This window comes from Microbacterium altimontanum (assembly GCF_058349865.2).
In genome coordinates, this window is the sequence record NZ_JBYRJB020000013.1 from 1 (window position 1) to 17,332 (window position 17,332).

Annotated in this window: 20 protein-coding genes and 1 tRNA gene; 16 read left to right on the top strand and 5 right to left on the bottom strand. The window is 71.2% G+C overall.

Translation table 11 applies throughout. The features are described 5' to 3' along the window. Positions 1-292: 292 nt before the first annotated feature. The 5 genes from AC3RX1_RS17115 to flgN form a co-directional block, all read right to left on the bottom strand. A tRNA-Ser gene (locus tag AC3RX1_RS17115) sits at positions 293-384 on the bottom strand. 78 nt (positions 385-462) lie between these two features. Then, positions 463-834 carry a flagellar assembly protein FliW gene (locus AC3RX1_RS17120; protein WP_491502414.1) on the bottom strand — a complete coding sequence of 124 codons (372 nt, stop codon included), beginning with the start codon at positions 832-834 and terminating at the stop codon, positions 463-465. Continuing rightward, the gene (gene flgL / locus AC3RX1_RS17125; RefSeq protein WP_491502415.1) at positions 831-1,703 is read right to left on the bottom strand and encodes a flagellar hook-associated protein FlgL; all 873 of its coding nucleotides are present in this window, start codon (positions 1,701-1,703) and stop codon (positions 831-833) included. The genes AC3RX1_RS17120 and flgL overlap by 4 nt, the downstream gene beginning before the upstream one ends. A gap of 8 nt (positions 1,704-1,711) precedes the next feature. After that, positions 1,712-3,115, bottom strand: a complete 1,404-nt coding sequence (gene flgK / locus AC3RX1_RS17130) for a flagellar hook-associated protein FlgK (RefSeq protein ID WP_491502416.1) — start codon at positions 3,113-3,115, stop codon at positions 1,712-1,714. 12 nt (positions 3,116-3,127) lie between these two features. Then, on the bottom strand, positions 3,128-3,610 hold the full coding sequence (gene flgN / locus AC3RX1_RS17135; protein WP_491502417.1) for a flagellar export chaperone FlgN: 483 nt from the start codon (positions 3,608-3,610) through the stop codon (positions 3,128-3,130). A gap of 205 nt (positions 3,611-3,815) precedes the next feature. Here flgN and AC3RX1_RS17140 point away from each other — a divergent pair, with 205 nt between their 5' ends. From AC3RX1_RS17140 to AC3RX1_RS17215, 16 genes are all read left to right on the top strand, one after another. Continuing rightward, entirely contained in the window at positions 3,816-4,622 is an 807-nt protein-coding gene (locus tag AC3RX1_RS17140; protein ID WP_491502418.1) for a sigma-70 family RNA polymerase sigma factor, read from the top strand. Between the two features lie 110 nt (positions 4,623-4,732). Beyond that, positions 4,733-5,908, top strand: coding sequence for a flagellin N-terminal helical domain-containing protein (locus AC3RX1_RS17145; protein WP_491502419.1), 1,176 nt, complete (start codon positions 4,733-4,735; stop codon positions 5,906-5,908). 116 nt (positions 5,909-6,024) lie between these two features. Continuing rightward, a complete protein-coding gene (fliD, locus tag AC3RX1_RS17150; RefSeq protein WP_491502420.1) occupies positions 6,025-7,410 on the top strand; it encodes a flagellar filament capping protein FliD in 1,386 nt (461 codons plus the stop codon). Beyond that, entirely contained in the window at positions 7,407-7,793 is a 387-nt protein-coding gene (gene fliS / locus AC3RX1_RS17155) for a flagellar export chaperone FliS (protein WP_491502421.1), read from the top strand. The genes fliD and fliS overlap by 4 nt, the downstream gene beginning before the upstream one ends. Next, complete coding sequence (locus tag AC3RX1_RS17160) at positions 7,790-8,053, top strand: hypothetical protein (protein ID WP_491502422.1); 264 nt, start codon at positions 7,790-7,792, stop codon at positions 8,051-8,053. The genes fliS and AC3RX1_RS17160 overlap by 4 nt, the downstream gene beginning before the upstream one ends. A 119-nt stretch (positions 8,054-8,172) precedes the next feature. Continuing rightward, entirely contained in the window at positions 8,173-8,514 is a 342-nt protein-coding gene (locus tag AC3RX1_RS17165; protein WP_491502423.1) for a flagellar basal body rod protein FlgB, read from the top strand. Further along, the gene (locus AC3RX1_RS17170; RefSeq protein ID WP_491502424.1) at positions 8,511-8,906 is read left to right on the top strand and encodes a flagellar basal body rod protein FlgC; all 396 of its coding nucleotides are present in this window, start codon (positions 8,511-8,513) and stop codon (positions 8,904-8,906) included. The genes AC3RX1_RS17165 and AC3RX1_RS17170 overlap by 4 nt, the downstream gene beginning before the upstream one ends. Next, on the top strand, positions 8,903-9,211 hold the full coding sequence (fliE, locus tag AC3RX1_RS17175) for a flagellar hook-basal body complex protein FliE (RefSeq protein ID WP_491502425.1): 309 nt from the start codon (positions 8,903-8,905) through the stop codon (positions 9,209-9,211). The genes AC3RX1_RS17170 and fliE overlap by 4 nt, the downstream gene beginning before the upstream one ends. Then, positions 9,211-10,845 carry a flagellar basal-body MS-ring/collar protein FliF gene (gene fliF, locus AC3RX1_RS17180; RefSeq protein ID WP_491502426.1) on the top strand — a complete coding sequence of 545 codons (1,635 nt, stop codon included), beginning with the start codon at positions 9,211-9,213 and terminating at the stop codon, positions 10,843-10,845. Before fliE ends, fliF begins: the two co-directional genes overlap by 1 nt. Then, entirely contained in the window at positions 10,842-11,846 is a 1,005-nt protein-coding gene (gene fliG / locus AC3RX1_RS17185) for a flagellar motor switch protein FliG (protein WP_491502427.1), read from the top strand. The genes fliF and fliG overlap by 4 nt, the downstream gene beginning before the upstream one ends. After that, a complete protein-coding gene (locus tag AC3RX1_RS17190; RefSeq protein WP_491502428.1) occupies positions 11,836-12,438 on the top strand; it encodes a FliH/SctL family protein in 603 nt (200 codons plus the stop codon). Before fliG ends, AC3RX1_RS17190 begins: the two co-directional genes overlap by 11 nt. Next, on the top strand, positions 12,435-13,730 hold the full coding sequence (locus AC3RX1_RS17195) for a FliI/YscN family ATPase (protein WP_491502429.1): 1,296 nt from the start codon (positions 12,435-12,437) through the stop codon (positions 13,728-13,730). Before AC3RX1_RS17190 ends, AC3RX1_RS17195 begins: the two co-directional genes overlap by 4 nt. Continuing rightward, positions 13,727-14,155, top strand: coding sequence for a flagellar FliJ family protein (locus AC3RX1_RS17200; RefSeq protein WP_491502430.1), 429 nt, complete (start codon positions 13,727-13,729; stop codon positions 14,153-14,155). Before AC3RX1_RS17195 ends, AC3RX1_RS17200 begins: the two co-directional genes overlap by 4 nt. Continuing rightward, positions 14,152-15,579, top strand: a complete 1,428-nt coding sequence (locus AC3RX1_RS17205; protein ID WP_491502431.1) for a flagellar hook-length control protein FliK — start codon at positions 14,152-14,154, stop codon at positions 15,577-15,579. The genes AC3RX1_RS17200 and AC3RX1_RS17205 overlap by 4 nt, the downstream gene beginning before the upstream one ends. A gap of 29 nt (positions 15,580-15,608) precedes the next feature. Further along, a complete protein-coding gene (locus AC3RX1_RS17210; protein WP_491502432.1) occupies positions 15,609-16,031 on the top strand; it encodes a flagellar hook capping FlgD N-terminal domain-containing protein in 423 nt (140 codons plus the stop codon). 20 nt (positions 16,032-16,051) lie between these two features. Next, positions 16,052-17,212: a flagellar hook protein FlgE gene (locus AC3RX1_RS17215; RefSeq protein WP_491502433.1), complete on the top strand. Its 1,161-nt coding sequence runs from the start codon at positions 16,052-16,054 to the stop codon at positions 17,210-17,212. The last annotated feature ends 120 nt before the right edge of the window (positions 17,213-17,332 follow it).

The window sequence follows — 17,332 nt, forward strand, 5'->3', positions numbered from 1 at the left end:
ATGATTCCGTTCGAGTGGGATATGAGAGTTTCCTCGAAGGATCACACGGTGACCGCGTCTACGTCGCATCCGACGAGACCGGCCACCGCGCGCTACACCACTATGCGGGACTCCACTTACGCGGGCTCAGATACCGACGGAGACGCCGTGAGCTCAGCTACCGTAGAGGTTCGATGCGAGAGCAGGTTGCTCGACCGATGAGACCGCCGTCGCGCCAGGAAGCACGCGCCCTCACCGGCGATTTCCCGAATTCTTCCCCCGGTTGAGAAAGCACTTCTGATCAGCCGGAAAATGGCGGAGACGGAGGGATTTGAACCCTCGGTCCCCGTAAGGGGACTCCACCTTAGCAGGGTGGTGCACTAGGCCTGACTATGCGACGTCTCCCCGCATCCGACCCGAAGGCACGGACGCGTCGGTCAATCATAACCGGTCGATGCGCGGGCGACGAACCGGGACCGCGCCTCAGCCCAGCGGGGCGCGCAGCGGGTAGTCCTGCCCGTCGAGGATCACCTGCGCGGCGGCACCCGTTGCGGCGTTGAAGACCACGGGAGCCATGAGGTTCACGCTCACGCCCTCGTCTGCGGGATGCAGCACCACCAGCAGCGCCGCGTCATCCGCCGAGGCGAGCGACAGATCCTGGGCCTGCTCGTCGGTGATCGTGGGCGCGTAGTCCGACACGACCATCTGCGGCTCCACGACGTACAGCCGCAGCCGGTCGTCGTCCAGCGCCCGCATCGAGAACACCCCGTCGGCGCCCTCGAGCGGGGCCAGCGCGAACTCGGTGTGCGGCGCGAACCCGGGAGGCGGCGCCGTGAACGTCAGCACCGCGCTCATCGCAGGAAGTCCATCAGCGAGGGCTGCAGTACGCGGCCGGTCACGGCGAGCGCCGACCGATACACCAGCTCCTGCGCCTGCAGCTGCACGAGCACCTCGACGGAGTCGACATCCTCCACGGCCGCCCGCTGCGCCTCCAACGCCACACTCGCATCGAGCGTCGTCGACTTCGCCCGCTCGATCTGCGCCTGGCGGGCCCCCACGGCCCCCTGAGCACTGCGCATTGCCGTCAACCTCTCGTCGATCTCCCCCAGGCGCGGCCCGACATTGGTCCCCCCGCGCAGATCAGCAACCACATTATCGAGAAGCGCGAACACCGATGTCGCGCCCTCCCCGAACACCTGCGCCCCGTCGGCATCCACACGCACCGACGTCCCGTCCGACACCCGACGCAGCACCTCGGCGCCCGGCGTGCCGTTGAAGCTGTAGTCGGCCGCGAACGCCGCCCCCGCATCCGTCGTCCCGGCGAACACCGGCCTTCCGAGCATCGTCGTGTTGGCCCGCGCCATCAGCTCGCTCCGGATGCCCTCGATCTCCACCGCGAGCGCCTCCTTCGCGGTGGCATCCAGGGCCCCGTCGTTCGCGCCCTGCACCACGAGGTCGCGCGCACGGCCGAGCAGCGACGTCGACGCCGAGATCGCGCTGTCGACCGTCGTCACCCACGCCAACCCGTCGTTGATGTTGCGCGCGTACTGCTCATTGCGCCGCTGCTCCGCATGCACGCCCAGCGTGGTCGCCGCCGCCGCCGGATCGTCCGACGGGGCGGCGAACTTGCGCTGCGAGTTCGCCTGCTCCTGCAGACGCGCCAGCTGCGCCAGGTTCGCCTGCAGATTGCGCATGCTCGCCTGCGCCATCGACGACGCCGTCACCCGCGAGATCATCGTCCGACCAGTCCCATCTTGTTGATCAGCACGTCGAGAGTCTCATCGATCGCGCTCACCACGCGCGCCGCCGCCTGGTACGCCGACTGGTACGTCACCAGACTGATCGTCTCCTCGTCACCGTCGACCGCCGCGACCGACTGCTGTGCGGTCACCGCCGTCGCCGTGGTCGACTCCGAGACGCGCGCCCGCTGCACGTCGCCCGCCGTCGCCACGGCGAAGGTCGACACTCGGTCGGTCCAGATCGCGTCGGGCGAACCGGCGCCGCGCCCCAGCTGCGACATCGCGTCGGCGTTCGAACCGTCCAGCGCGCCGGCGCCAGGCCGTGCGAGCGCGAGGTCGGCCACCGTGGTCGGGATGACGCTCAGCCCGAGCGCCGCCGGTCCGGTCGCCGCCGTGCCGAAGAAGTCTCCTCCGGCCGCTCCCGACGCCGTCGCCCCCGCGCGATGCTGGCCGTTCACCGTCGTGGCGAGCGCCGTCGCGACCTCGTTGTACCCGTCGGCGAGCTGCGCGAGCGTGCCACCCTCCGATGCCGGCGCGAGGACCGACAGCATCCCACCGAGCTCTCCCCCCGTCACCGTCACTGGGGTGTCCGAGCCGTCGTCCCAGCCGAGCGTCGGCCGCACCCCGTCCTCGAGCGAGGCGGCTCCCGTCATCACCAGGTGCCGGGCGTCCACGCCCGACACGAGGGCGTTGCCGTCGATCCGCACGGTCATCGTGCCGTCCGATTCGACGCTCGCACGCGCGCCGGTCAGGCGCGACACGTTCTGCACGAGCAGGTTCCGCTGATCGATCAGCTCGTTCGCCGAGCCGCCGGACGCGAGGGCATCACGGATGTCGCGGTTCAGCGCCGCGATCTGATCGGCAGCCGTGTTCACCTGCGCAACCGTGCCGTCGGCGGCGGCCCTCGTCGCGTTCCACTGCGACGTCACGGCGCGGTACCCCTCCGCGATATGCGAAGCCAGCTGCTTCGCCGACTCGATCACGACGGATGCGGCGGCTCCCGAATCAGGCGTGTTCGCGAGATCGTGCCAGCCGGCCCAGAACGCGGTGAGCTGGGCCGAGAGCCCGTCGGCCGTCGGCTCGGCGAGACCGGCCTCGGCCTTCGTCGCCGCGACCGCCCGCGCCGACCAGAACCCGGAAGCGGCGAGCGTGTCGCGCACGCGTGCGTCGAGCAGCGCGTCGCCCAGGCGGGCGATGCCGTCGACCGAAACGCCCTGACCGACCGTGACGCCCGCACTGAACCGCGTCTGCGGCGCTTCGACCCCGCTCGTGGTCAGCCGCTGACGGGTGTAGCCGACGGTGTTCTGGTTCGCGATGTTCTGCCCCACGACGTCGATGCCGTGACGGGCGGCGGCGAGGCCCGAGGCCGCAGTGGACAATCCGCTGAAAGTCGACATCATCTCCTCCGGTCAGGCCTGCGTGTCGACGAAGCGCGCCGCATCGTCACGCGTCGTCTCGCCGCGCGTCGTGTACTGGCCGCCGTCGTGGCCGAGCCCGGCGATGGTCTCCTGCGTCGCGAGCATGATGGCGCGCAGCTGCTGGGTGCTCGCATCGCGCATCTGCTGAATCTCGGCCACGAGCTGCGTGAGGACCCGCAGGTGGTCGCTGAACACCTCGTGCCAGGCGCTGTTCGGGGCCCGCTCGACGAGGTCGCGCAGCGACGCATCCGTGGGGGCACCCCACTCCTCGGCCACGACGGCCGACTCGATGCCCCGCTCCGCCGCGGTGAGACGCAGCCGGTCGAGCACCTGCTCGATCTCGCGCGACGCGAACTGGATCCAGCGCGACCGTCCCGCCGCCAGCAGCAGCTCCTGCTCCTCGAGCTTGAAGAGCAGGAACTCGAGCAGCTCGCGTTCCCGCCACAGCTGCATCGACAGCTCGTTCGTACCCATGCGCTTCCACTCTCCCCAGCAGGCGAGCCGCCGTATCACGGCTCAGATGTGTCTATCGACCATCACGCCGATTTCGTAATTTCCGCAGAACATTGGAAATCTCTCATTTTCGCTGTACTGTACCGAGCATTGGATGTTTCGGGTCCGATGACCTCCGCTGGGGAGGGAGTCTCGCGTCCCTACCGAGAGAGAGACGGACGCGCGCATGGGCACCGATGACGCTCGCCACACCCTCATTGTGGAGAATCTGCCGCTGGTCGGCTACCTGGCCTCCGACATGCACGCGCGCGCGACGCACATCGCCCGGGAGGATCTCGCTGCCGTCGGCGCCCTCGCCCTCGTGATGGCGGCGGATGCGTATGACCCGACGCTCGGTGTCCCGTTCGGTGCATATGCCCGTCGCCGCATACTCGGGGCGTTCGCCGACGAGATGCGTGCGATGGACTGGGCATCGCGCGGCGTCCGCAAGCGCATCAAGGAGACGCTCGCGGTACGCGAGGCGCTCACGGCCGGTCTCGGCCGCACCGTCACGGTCGATGAGATCGCCACGACCATGGGCACGGATCGGCAGAGCGTGGCCGAGGCTCTCGCCGATGCCGCGCTGACCGTCACCACACTGGAAGACCCGGCGGCCGCCGAGCTCGCGGCCGAGATTCCGCTGCCGGAGGAGTCGGCGATGCTGCGCGAGCGCCGGCACGTGCTCGAGTGCGCGATCGCGGCCCTTCCCGACCGAATGGGCGAGATCGTCCGGGCCGTCTACTTCGACGAGCGCCCGGTCAAGGAGATCGCCGCAGAGCTCGGCGTCTCGCACTCCGCCGTCTCGCAGCAGCGGGCGGAGGCCGTGCGGCTGCTGCGCGACGCGCTCGACCGCTACTTCGCCGACGGCGAGACGCCGGCCCCGGTCTCGCGCGTCTCGGCGTCGGCACGCGACGCCTTCTTCGACCGCGTCGCCACGCTCGGCGGAAGCCGCGTCGCCGCGGTGTTCGGCGACGCATCCGCTCGCATCGCCTGAGCGTCGCGACGAGTTCGCGGACGCGTCTAACGAACTTCTGAGGCCGGCCGATAGCTGTCGGTGGAGCCCATGGACGGGCTCCGGCAAACCCGATCACGGAGGAGAACACCATGGGTATGCAGATCAACACCAACGTGTCGGCCCTGAACGCCTACCGCAACCTGGCGTCGACGCAGAACGACCTGTCGAAGTCGCTCGAGAAGCTCTCGAGCGGCCTCCGCATCAACCGGGCCGCGGACGACGCGGCGGGCCTGTCGATCAGCGAGGGCCTGCGTTCGCAGGTCAACGGCATGAACGTCGCCGCCCGCAACGCCCAGGACGGCATCTCGGTCATCCAGACCGCTGAAGGCTCCCTGACCGAGGTCCACTCCATCCTGCAGCGTCTGCGTGACCTGTCGGTGCAGGCCGGAAGCGACTCGAACAACACCGAGTCGCGCAACGCGATCGCGAAGGAGGCGAGCCAGCTCGTCTCTGAGCTCAGCCGCGTCGCCGACGCGACGAACTTCAACGGCATCAACCTGCTCGACGGGTCGAAGCCGCAGCTGAAGTTCCAGGTCGGTGCCGACGGAGTCGCGAGCAGCCAGATCTCGGTCAACCTGGGCAGCGCGAACGTGAAGGCGATCGCCCAGGAGCTCGCGGGCGGCGACCTCACCACCACGGGCACGAGCTTCGCTGTCGCGGACGTCTCGACCCTGGCGGGCGAGGCCTCGTTCACCGTGACCAAGGGTGGACAGACCACGACGGTCGCGACGACCACGCTCGCAGCGCACGGCTCCTTCTCGAGCGTCGAGGAGTACGCCACCGCGCTGCGCGCCGACGCCGACTTCGCCGCGAACTTCTCCGTTTCCGTTCAGAAGGACGCCAACGGGGCGGGCACCGGCATCGTCGTGACGGCCCTCAACGGCGGGACGCTGGCTGCTGCGGACAACGCGACCGCGGGCACCGGCCTCGGCGCAGGTGTGGCAGGCACGGCCGTCACCGGCGGCCTGAAGTTCGACTCGGCGGCAAACGCGCAGGCCTCGATCGCGATGATCGACCGCAACATCACGGCGATCTCGGCGGCCCGCGCCGACCTCGGTGCGATCCAGAACCGCTTCGAGTCGACGATCAACAGCCTCAACGTGTCGGCGGAGAACCTGTCGGCCGCTGAGAGCCGCATCCGCGACACCGACATGGCGTCGGAGATGGTGAAGTTCACCGCGAAGAACATCCTGTCGCAGGCCGGCACCGCCATGCTCGCCCAGGCCAACCAGGCCAACCAGGGCGTGCTGCAGCTGCTGCGCTGATCGAACCAGGTGGGGTGACGACACCGTCACTCGCCTGATCAGGCCCGGGGTGACGGGCGCCGAACCGCCCGTCACCCCGACTCTCGCTCGTTGACGGAGCCGACAGGAAGGCAGCCATGGGAATCGCGCTCGACGGTCTCGTCAGCGGTCTCGACACGACCGCCTTGATCAAGTCGCTGATGGACGTCCAGGCGATCCCGCGCAACCTACTGAACAGCAAGATGGCCGACAAGAACGGCATCATCGCGCAGCTGCAGAGCCTCAACTCCTCGATGCAGTCCCTCGCCGACGCCGCCAAGAAGGCCGCATCCGGCGACATCCTCGCCCGCTTCACGGCGACCTCTTCCTCATCCAGCGTCACCGTGACCGCCGGCTCCACGGCCTCCCCGATCGCGACCGACATCGTCGTCGACCGTCTCGCGCAGACCCACACCGTGGTCACCGCCGCCACGGCCGCCTGGCCCGACGACCCGCCGGTCCTCACGCTCGAAGACGCCACCGGCGCTCGCGTGCAGATCACCGCCGCCTCGAACTCTCCGAAGGACGTCGCCGCCGCCATCACGAAGGCCGGAGTCGGCATCACGGCCACGGCCGTCCCTGCCGGCACCGACGCTGACGGCGCTCCGACGTATCGCCTGAGCCTCTCCGCCACCGAGTCGGGCGCCGCCGGCGCCTTCCGCGTCTACCGCGGCGACACCGCCGCGGCCGAAGCCGGCACCGCCGTCGACGTCGCCACCGAGCCCGGCGCCGCCGTCGTCACCGAAGGCGCTGACGCCCAGCTGCGCCTGTGGGCCGGCACCGCGGCCGAGCAGACTGTGACCTCCGCCGGCAACACGTTCACCGGACTGTTCGAGGGCGTCGACGTGACGGTGTCCGCCGCATCCGCCACCCCTGTGACCGTCACCGTCGCATCCGACTCGGCGGCGCGCGCGAAGGCGGCCGGCGACTTCGTCGCGCAGATCGGCAAGATCCTCACCGGCATCGCGAACGGCTCGAAGGCGACGGTCGCCGACGCGGCAGGCGGCACCACGACCCTCGGCGTGTTCACCGGCGACAGCACCGTGCGCGCGCTGCGCACCGCACTCGCCGACGCCGTGCAGCATCCCGTCGACGGCGTCTCGCCCTCGACGATCGGCATCTCGATCGACCGGTACGGCGTGCTCTCGTTCGACCAGGAGAAGTTCACGGCCGCCATGGCGAAGGACCCGGATGCGGCGACCGCCCTGTTCACGGCGATCGCCGACCGCGTGCAGGACACTGCCGTCACGTACTCCGACAAGTACGACGGCCTGCTCACGACGCGGATCACCGGGCAGCAGAGCGAGGTGAAGTCGCTCGGCGACCAGATCAGCCAGTGGGACGTGCGCCTCGCTCAGCGCAAGGCCACGCTCGAACGCCAGTATGCGCACCTCGAGACGATGCTCTCGCAGCTCCAGTCGCAGTCGTCATACCTGCAGTCACAGCTCAATGGCCTCGCCGGATCGAGTAAGGACACGAAATGAACGCCGCCCTGCGCGCCCAGCAGCGCTATGTCGACGACGCGATCCTCTCGGCGTCGCCGGAGCGCCTTCTCACGATGCTCTACGACCGGCTCCTGCTCGACATCGAGCGCGCCGAGGCGGCCCAGCGCGCGGGCGATTGGCCCGAGGCGAACGTGCAGCTGCAGCACGCGCAGGCGATCGTCGCCGAACTGCGCAGCTCGCTCACCGACGCGTGGGACGGCAGCGCCGGCCTGCACTCGCTCTACGCGTACCTCGTGCAGGAGCTCATCGGCGCGAACATCGAGCGCGACGCCGAGCGCACGCATGACTGCCGCGAGCTCGTCGCTCCCCTGCGCGACGCCTGGCACTCCGCGGCGGCGTCACTCGCCGGAGCCATCGCGTGATCGACGCCGCGTGGAGCGCTCTGCTCGGCCGGTTCGAGGGCGACCTCGCGGTCGACGCGGCGCCGCGGCCGTGGACCGCTCCCGACTCCCCGCTTCCCGAGGCCCTCGCCGAGCGGGCGGCGGGGCTGCTCGCACGACAGCACGACCGGATGCGCCGGCTCGCCGCCGAGCGCGACGAAGTGCAGAACCAGCTCGCCGCACTGCGCCTCGTGCCGGGCACACAGGCCGATACCCCGGGCTTCCTCGACGCCACGGGCTGAAACTTCTCATGAGAAGCCTCTAACGCTTCTGCAGCACCGGCCGATAGAGGACTCCGAGCACGGATTGCTCACAGATCGGCCACGGATCGGCCGCCCCGCTCTCGACAGAAACGTCACCCGTGGCAGATTCCGTGACCCTCACCGCGCTGACGAGCGCGCTCGACGCGTTGTCACTGCGCCAGCGTGCGATCGCCGACAACATCGCCAACGTCAACACCCCGGGCTACCACGCCAAGCGGGTGCAGTTCGAAGACGCCCTGCGGGCCTCGGTCGCCGAGGGCTCGGGTGCCGCGACCGCCACCGTCGGCGAGTCGCTCGAGCCGACGCGGCTCGACGGGAACAACGTCAACCTCGACACCGAGACGCTCTCCAGCATCGACACGATGCTGCGCTACCAGTTCGCCACCCAGGCGGTGAACGGGTCGTTCTCGTCGATCCGCACGGCGCTGAGGACATCATGACGTTCGACGCCATCGGCATCGCCGGCACCGGGCTCACCGTCCACCGCAAGTGGCTCGACGCCGTCAGCGACAACATCGCCAACATCAACACCGCGGTCGCGCCCGGCGACGACGCGTTCCGCGAGCGCTATGTCGCGGTGCAGACGAGCGACGAGTCGCCCGGGGTGTACGTCTCCGGCATCGAGCTCGGCGACCCGGAGGGGCGCCTCGCCTACCAGCCCGACCACCCTCTCGCCGACGCCGACGGCTACGTCCGATACCCCGACATCGACCTCGGCGACCAGATGAGCCAGCTCATCCTCGCCCAGCGCGGCTACCAGGCCAGCGCCGCCGTCGTCGACCGCGCACGCAACACCTACGAATCCGCTCTGCAGATCGGACGCAGCTCATGACCGCGATCTCCGCCATCGGCGCCGTCACCGGCCTCAGCGCGACGCCCGATCCTGTGACCGCCCCCGCGGCCAGTGCGGGCGACGGCTCCGGCTTCGCGACCCACCTCGGCGGAGCCGTCGACGAGCTCAGCGCACTGCAGAACACCTCCGACCAGCTCAAGGTCGCCGCCGTGACCGGCGACCTGAACGACATCCACTCGGCGATGATCGCGTCGACCCGGGCCTCCGTGACCCTCGAGCTCGTCGCCGCCGTCCGCAACAAGGGCGTCGACGCGTTCAACGAGATCATGCGGATGCAGGCCTGATGCCCCCCGCCGTCACCAGCGCGTTCCGGCGCATCGGGAGCACCATCGCGGGCTTCTCGATCGCGCAGCGCACGATCGCGATCATCGGCGTCGCGGTGCTCGTGCTGGGCGCCGTGGCGCTCGGCAGCTGGCTGACCCGGCCGACGTACACACCGCTGTTCACGAGCCTCAGCGCGTCCGACGCGAACGCCATCGTCGAGCAGCTGCGGTCGGCGGGAGTGTCGTACGAGCTCGCCGACGGCGGGGCGACGGTGCTGGTGCCCGAGAAGGACGTCTACGACCAGCGGCTGGCCGCGGCATCCGCCGGTCTTCCCAGCGCGAGCCCCGGCGGGTACACCCTCCTCGACGACATGGGGGTGACGACCTCCGAGTTCCAGCAATCCGTCACCTACAAGCGTGCGATCGAGGGCGAGCTCGCCCGCACGATCGGCTCGCTCGAGGGCATCAGCGCCGCATCCGTGCACCTCGCGATCCCCGAGGAGAGCGTCTTCGTCTCCGAGAAGGTCGACCCGACGGCCTCCGTGTTCGTCGAGACGAAGACCGGCGTCACCCTCAGCCCCCGTCAGGTCGAGGCGATCGTGCACCTCGCCTCGTCTGCCGTCAGCGGCCTGAAGCCCGAGAACGTCTCGGTCGTCGACCAGAAGGGCCAGACGCTGTCGGCGGCGGGGGCGGATGCGTCGACCGGCGCCGATCAGGCGGCCGGCGACTACGAGCAGCGGGTGACCGCGAACGTGCAGCGCCTCCTCGACAGCGTCGTGGGGGCCGGTCACGCCACCGTGACGGTCGCCGCCGAGATCGACAGGTCGACGAGCCAGCGCCAGGCCGAGACCTACACCCCGGCGACCGGCACGCCCCCGTCGAGCGAGCACACGAAGACGAACTCCTCCTCCGGCAGCGGGAACGGCGCGGGAGTGCTCGGGCCCGACAACATCGCCGTCCCCTCCGACGGCGCCGACGGCACGACGCAGTCGTCGGAGATCACGCGCAACAACGTCGTGAACAAGAGCGTCGAGACCACGAACACGCCGGCCGGGTCGGTGAAGCGGCAGTCGGTCTCGGTCGCGATCGACTCCGCCGCGGCCGGCTCGCTCGATGTCGCACAGCTGCGCTCGCTCGTCACGACCGCTGCAGGGATCGACACCGCGCGCGGCGACGCCGTGACGGTGGACGTCGTGGAGTTCAACGCCACGGGCGCCGACAACGCCCGGGCCGCGCTGCAGGCGGCGAAGGACGAGGCGGAGGCAGAGCGGCAGGCGGCGCTCCTGCGCTCGCTCATCATCGCGGCCGCGATCGCCGTCCCGCTCCTGGTCGTGATCATCGCGCTCATCGTGCGGCGCCGCCGACGCCGTGAAGCCGACGCCGAGCCGGAGTACGTGTCGCTTCTCGACGACAGCCCGCGGTCGCTGCTGGCCACCGCGCCGGCAGCGACGTCGCCCACGGTGTCGACGGCGATCCTGCCGAAGGAGCCGGAGCCGGAGCCCGAGCCGGTCCAGCTCACCATCGAGGAGCCGGAGCACCCCGAGCAGCTGAGCCTGGAGTACCGCCGGGCCGAGCTCGACTCCTTCAGCCGGCAGGACCCGCGGCGCACCGCCGAGCTGCTGCGCGGCCTCATCGACGTGAGGCAGGACGCATGACCGCGCTGACCGGGCGGCAGACCGCCGCCGTCGTGCTCATGAATCTCGAACGCCCGCTCGCGATCGAGGTCATGAAGCACCTCACCGAGCAGGAGGCCGAGGCGATCACGGCCGAGATCATCGCAATGCGTGACGTCGATGCGGCGACCACCGCGCGCGCGCTCGGCGACTTCCATCGCCTCACGAACGGGCACCTGCCGCCCGCCCGCGGGGGGCGGGATGTCGCCGTCGGGCTGCTCGAGGCGTCGTTCGGAGCGGAGCGCGCCGCCGATCTGCTCAGCCGCGCGAGCGTCTCCCGCTCGAGCACCTCGTTCGACTTCCTGAACGCGGCGTCGCCGACGCAGATCGCCGCCCTTCTCGACGGCGAGCTGCCGCAGACGTCGGCGCTCGTGCTCGCGCACCTCCCGGCCGAACAGGCGTCGGCCGTGCTCGCGGCGCTGCCGGAGCCCGCCCGCACCGACGTCGCCCAGTCGATCGCGACGATGCAGACCGCGACGCAGGAGGCCATCTCGATCGTGAGCGAGACGCTGCGCGCCCGCACCGGCGTGCTGGCGGCCCGGGAGACGCCGGAGACGCTCGGCGGCGTCGCACCGCTCGTCGAGATCATCAACCGCTCCGATGCGACCGTGGAGAAGGAGCTGCTGTCGAGCATCGAAGACCGTGACAGCGCGCTGGCCGAGGCCATCCGCTCCCGCATGTTCACGTTCGCCGACATCGTCAAGCTCGAGGACCGCGACACCCAGCGCGTGCTGCGCGGCATCGACCTGCGCGCGCTCGCGCTGGCCCTGAAGGGCGCGAACTCGGCGATCGCCGACGTCATCCGTCGCAACGTCTCCGAGCGCAACCGGGAGGCGCTCGACGAGGAGACGCGCACGCTCGGACCGGTGCGCATGTCGCAGGTCGAGGAGGCGCGCGCCGAGATCGTCCGGACGATCCGCGCGCTCGAGGCGGCCGGCGAGGTCTCGGTACGCCGTACGGACGAGGACGAGTATGTCTACTGACGCCTTCGTGCACGCGGCCTTCCCGCGCTTCGGCAGCACCGGCGCCGAGGAGATCCGCGAGCGTGCGCGACGGCACGGCTACGCCCAGGGCCACACCGAGGGGATGCGGGCAGCCGCCGCGGAGTCGGCTGCCCGAGAGGCGCGCGCCGAGGCGCAGCGGGCGATGGATGCGGCGGAGCAGGCGCGGCGCATCGACGAGGCAGTCGCGGCGCTGCACCGTGCGGCTGCGGCGCTCGACGCTCACGCGCACGCCCTGACGGCCGCCGCCCAGGAGCGGGTCGAAGGTCTCGCCGTCGAGCTCGCCGAGCTCCTCGTCGCGGGCGAGCTGCGGGGCGACGAGTCTGCGGCGATGGTCACTGCGCGACGCATCCTGTCGGTGACGGATGCCGGCGACGCGCGCACCGTGCGCGTGCACCCCGCCGTCATCCGGTCGCTTCCCGCCGGGGACCTGCCGGATCGGATCGAGTTCGTCGCCGACGACACCCTCGCTCCCGGAGACGCGGTCGTCGAGCTGCCCGACGGATTCATCGACGCCCGGCTGGACGCCGCACTCGACCGGGCACGCCGCGCCATCGCCGGGGAGGCGTCATGAGCGGGTGGAGCGCCGTGCTCGACGCGGCGGCGCCCGAGCGCGTCGGGGTCGTCGCCCGCGTGCGGGGCCTGAGCGTCGACGTGGCCGGACTCGAAGGCGCCGTGGGCGACCTCGTCGACCTCGAGGGCTGCGGTCGCGCCGAGATCGTGTCCGTCGAGCCCGACGGGCTGTGCTGCATGCCGCTCGCCCCGGTCGCCGGTCTCACCGCCGGCACCCCGGTGCGGACGACCGGCGGTCCCTTGCGGGTTCCGATCGGCCCCGGGCTCCTCGGGCGCGTCATCGACGGACTGGGCCGGCCGCTCGACGGGAAGGGCCCTGTCGCCTCTCCGCGCGTGAGCCTCGCGCACGAGCCGCCGCCGGCCATGCAGCGTCAGCGCATCAGCTCGCCGCTGCCGCTCGGAGTGCGCGTGCTCGACACGCTGACGACCGTCGGCCGGGGGCAGCGGCTGGGCCTGTTCGCGGGCTCCGGCGTCGGCAAGTCGTCGCTGCTCTCGATGATCGCGCGGGGGACGGATGCCGAGGCCACCGTGATCGCGCTCGTCGGCGAGCGCGGGCGTGAGGTGCGGGAGTTCATCGAAGACGACCTCGGGGCGGCGGGGCTCGCCCGGTCGGTGGTCGTGGTCTCGACGTCGGACCAGCCCGCGATGGCCCGGATGCGGGCGGCGTTCACCGCCACGCGCATCGCCGAATCGTTCCGTGACGACGGCCTGCACGCCGTGCTCATGATGGACTCGCTGACCCGCGTCGCGATGGCGCAGCGCGAGATCGGACTGTCGGCCGGCGAACCGCCCGCCACACGCGGGTACCCGCCGTCGACCTTCTCGGTGCTCGCGAGCCTGCTCGAACGGGCCGGGACCGACAGCGACGGCTCGGTCACCGGCATCTACACGGTGCTCGTCGATGGCGACGACCACAATGAGCCGATCGCCGACGCGGTGCGCTCGATCCTCGACGGCCACGTCGTGCTCGACCGTGCCCTCGCGCTGGCGGGGCACCACCCGGCGATCGACGTGCTGGGATCGATCTCGCGCGTGGCGGGGAAGATCACGACTCCCGATCAGCGTGCGCTCGCGACGGCGCTGCGCTCCGTCATGGCGGCTCGCCGCGAAGCCAACGACCTGATCGACATCGGCGCCTACCGGGCGGGCGCGAACCCCCGGGTCGACGCGGCCGTCGCCAACGAGCGCGAGATCACCGCGTTCCTCACTCAGCCCCTCGACGAGGTCTCGGCACCCGCCGAGGCGTGGCAGCGTCTCGCCGCCCTCGTCGCGAACTTCGGAGGTGCCGCATGACACGCATGTTCTCGCTCGCGGGGCTGCTGCGGGTGCGACAGGTGCAGGAGCGCGCCGCAGCGCAGCGCCTGGCCCGTGCCACCGTCGAGGCGAATCAGACCGCCGCACGCGAGCAGCGTCTGCGGCGCGCGCTCGGCGGCTCCGACGACGATCCGCGCGATGCGCGTTCGCTCGCCGCCCTCGCCGCATCACGTGCGGCGGGTCGCAGCCTGCTGGCCGACCTGACGGCGCTGCAGACCCTGCAGCAGGAGGGCGTCGCCAGCGCACGGGCGGAGCACCACGAGGCGCGGCGTGAGACGAAGGGGCTCACGAAGCTCGCCGACGCGCACGAGCGGCGCTGGCTGGCCGAGCAGCTGCGGGCCGAGCAGATCGAGCTCGACGAGATCGCCGGCCGGCGGGCGGTGCGGTCGGGGGGAGAGGAATGAACCTCGCCGGCATCCTTCCCACACCGGCGTCCGCCGACGCCATGCCCGGCCGTGCGCCCGGCAAGATCGGATCGGCCGCAGCCTTCAGCAGCGCGGTGGCGACCGCCCTCGGCACCCTGGAGTCTCAGGCGCCGTTCGCCGCGCTCACCGGCGACGCCCCTCGTCAGGGTGCGGCGGATGCGTCGGCCGCCGATTCCGCTCCCGACGGCGGAGCAGCGGATGCCGGGCCCGCGGCACCCGTCCTCACAACGACGCCGCTCGGCGCGGAGGGGCTCCTGGCCGGAGCGACCTTCGGCATCGTGCCGACGGCGCCCGGCTCGGCCGACACGGGCGACGCCGCGGATGACGGGGCTGCGGGCGACGCTGCGCTGCCGGCGAGCGGCGCGCCTGCCGTGTCGGAAGCGACCGGCGACGTCGCGGCGACCGCCGGGAGCGTCCCCGCCGCGCCGACAGCGGCAGACGAGCTGGCCGCGACCGCGGTGGCGCTGACGTCCCCGGAGGGCGAGCGCGTGCCGGGAAGCGGCCAGGCAGGCTCGCCCGCGACTGGTGCCGACCTCGCCGCTTCTCCCGGCGCCGCCGTCGCGGGCGGCTCGGCGGCTCACGCGACCGTGGACGGCTCCGCCGCATCCGCCGTCCGCTCCGCTGCCGGCGCGTTCCCGGTTCCGGCGACCGTGGTCATGGCGGCAGCTGCTCCCACCCCGACTCCGGCCCCTCCCGCCGACGCGCAGCCTTCGGCATCCGTCGACGCGACCCTCTCCGCCTCGCGCCTGACATCGGCGGCGCCGGCGACCGGGGCATCCCGGTCCCCCTCCTCGGCTGCGGCATCCTCCGACGCCGGTGCCGCTCCGGCCGCGCCGGTCGCCGTCCCGCCCGCTCAGCAGCCGGCCGCCACCGCACCCGTCTCCGCTCCCGCGGCCGCACAGCCGATGCCGCGGCAGGTGCTGCTCCCGCAGGTGTCCGGCCCCGTCCTGTCGATCGCCGCTGCCGGCGACGGCGACCACAGCGTGACGCTCACCGTGACGCCGGAGAACCTCGGCCCGGTCACCGTCCGCGCCCACATCCAGGGCGCCGCGATCCACATCGAGCTGCACGCGCCCTCCGACGCGGGGCGGGATGCGCTGCGCGCGATCCTCGTCGACCTGCGCCGCGACCTCGCCGCGGCGGCACCCCAGTCGTCGCTGTCGGTCGCCACCGGCGATGCCGGCGCCGGGAACCCGAACTCCGCCGGACCGGGCTCGGGAGGACCGGGCTCGAACGGGTCCGGCGCGAACGGCACGGGGTCGGACGGCACGGCCGCGCACGGTTCCGGCGCGGGCCCGAACGCGTCCGATTCGGGCCGTGGCCAACCGGCCCGCGGTCCGTACCCCACCTCCATCGGCCGGCTCATCACGTCCGCCCAGGGCGGGCTCGACATCCTCGCCTGACTCGCACCCCGACTGAAAGGAACAGTGCAATGACAGCAGTCGCCCCCATCGCCGCCACCGGCGGCCTGCAGACCGGGACCACCGTCGATCCCGCCGCACGCAAGCTGACCCTCGACTCCGAGGTGTTCCTGAAGCTGCTGGTGACCCAGCTCGCCAACCAGGATCCGAGCTCGCCGATGAACACGAACGAGATGATCGGCCAGACGACGCAGCTCGCGTCGATGGAGCAGCTCACCGCGCTCTCGTCGACGACCACCGAGAGCTTCGCGCTCAGCATGCGTCAGACCGCCGCGAACCTCCTCGGTACGACGGCGAGCTACGTCGACGCCGACGGCGCCGAGCAGACCGGCACCGTCACCGCAGTCTCGTTCGCCGGCGGCATCCCCACCATCACCGTCGACGGCGCATCCGTTCCGCTGACCTCCATCAGTGGCCTGACCGCCGCATCCTGAACCCTTCGAAAGGCACCGCAATGCTCCGTTCTCTCTACTCCGGCATCTCCGGGCTCCGTTCGCACCAGACGATGCTCGACGTGACCGGCAACAACATCGCCAACGTCAACACGCCGGGCTTCAAGGCCTCGGCCGTGCAGTTCCAGGACTCGCTGTCGCAGCTCGTGAAGAACTCCACGCTGCCGCAGCAGAACGCCGGCGGATCGAACCCCGCCCAGGTCGGTCTCGGCGTGCAGGTCGCAGGGATCACGACGAACTTCGCGCAGGGCTCGGCGCAGACCACGGGCGTGCCGACCGACCTGATGATCTCGGGCGACGGCTTCTTCGTCGTGCGCTCGGGCGGTCAGAACCTCTACACGCGCAACGGCGGCTTCTCGTTCGACGCCAACGCACGGCTCGTCAACGGCGACGGCGCGCTCGTGCAGGGCTGGACCGCGCAGAACGGCGTCATCAGCCCCGGGCAGGGCATCGGCAACATCACGCTGCCGGTCGACGCGACGCTGCCGGCGACCGCGACGACCACGGCGAAGGTCACCGGCAACCTCCCGTCGGACGCTGCGGCCGACGAGAGCATCGTGCGCGACGTCAAGGTGTACGACGCGAACGGCGAGTCGAGCATGCTGCGGCTGACGTTCACCCGCACCGCCGGCGGGTGGGATGTCGCGGACGACGCCGGTGTGAGCACCTCGCTCACGTTCACGGCCGGAAAGCAGAACGGCGCGGGCTCGATCACGTCGGGCGGCATCGCGGTCGACCTGTCCGGGATCACCGGCTACGCCGACATCAAGACGGTCGAGTTCACCGGCCAGAACGGCGAGCCGGCCGGCACGCTGTCGTCGTACGCGCTGTCGGACGACGGGAGCCTGGTCGGCACGTTCAGCAACGGCAAGACGCAGGTGCTCGCGCGTGTCGCGGTGGCGGGGTTCACGAACCCCGGCGGCCTCGAGAAGGCCGGTTCATCGGCATACCGGCCGAGCGTGAACTCGGGCGATGCGCGGATCGGCACCGCAGGCTCCGACGGCCTCGGCGGCATCGTGAGCGGAAAGCTCGAGATGTCGAACGTCGACCTCTCTCAGGAGTTCACGAACCTCATCGTCGCGCAGCGCGGGTTCCAGGCGAATGCACGCATCATCACGACGAGCGACGAGGTGCTGCAGGAGCTCACGAACCTCAAGCGCTGACGCATCAGGACGTGTCGTCGGCGGTGGCGATCCGCTCACTGCCGACGACACGCCCGACGCTGTCACGCGTCGTCGCGCTCGACGATGTTCTTCAATCACGAGGAACTCGACGTCGTTCTT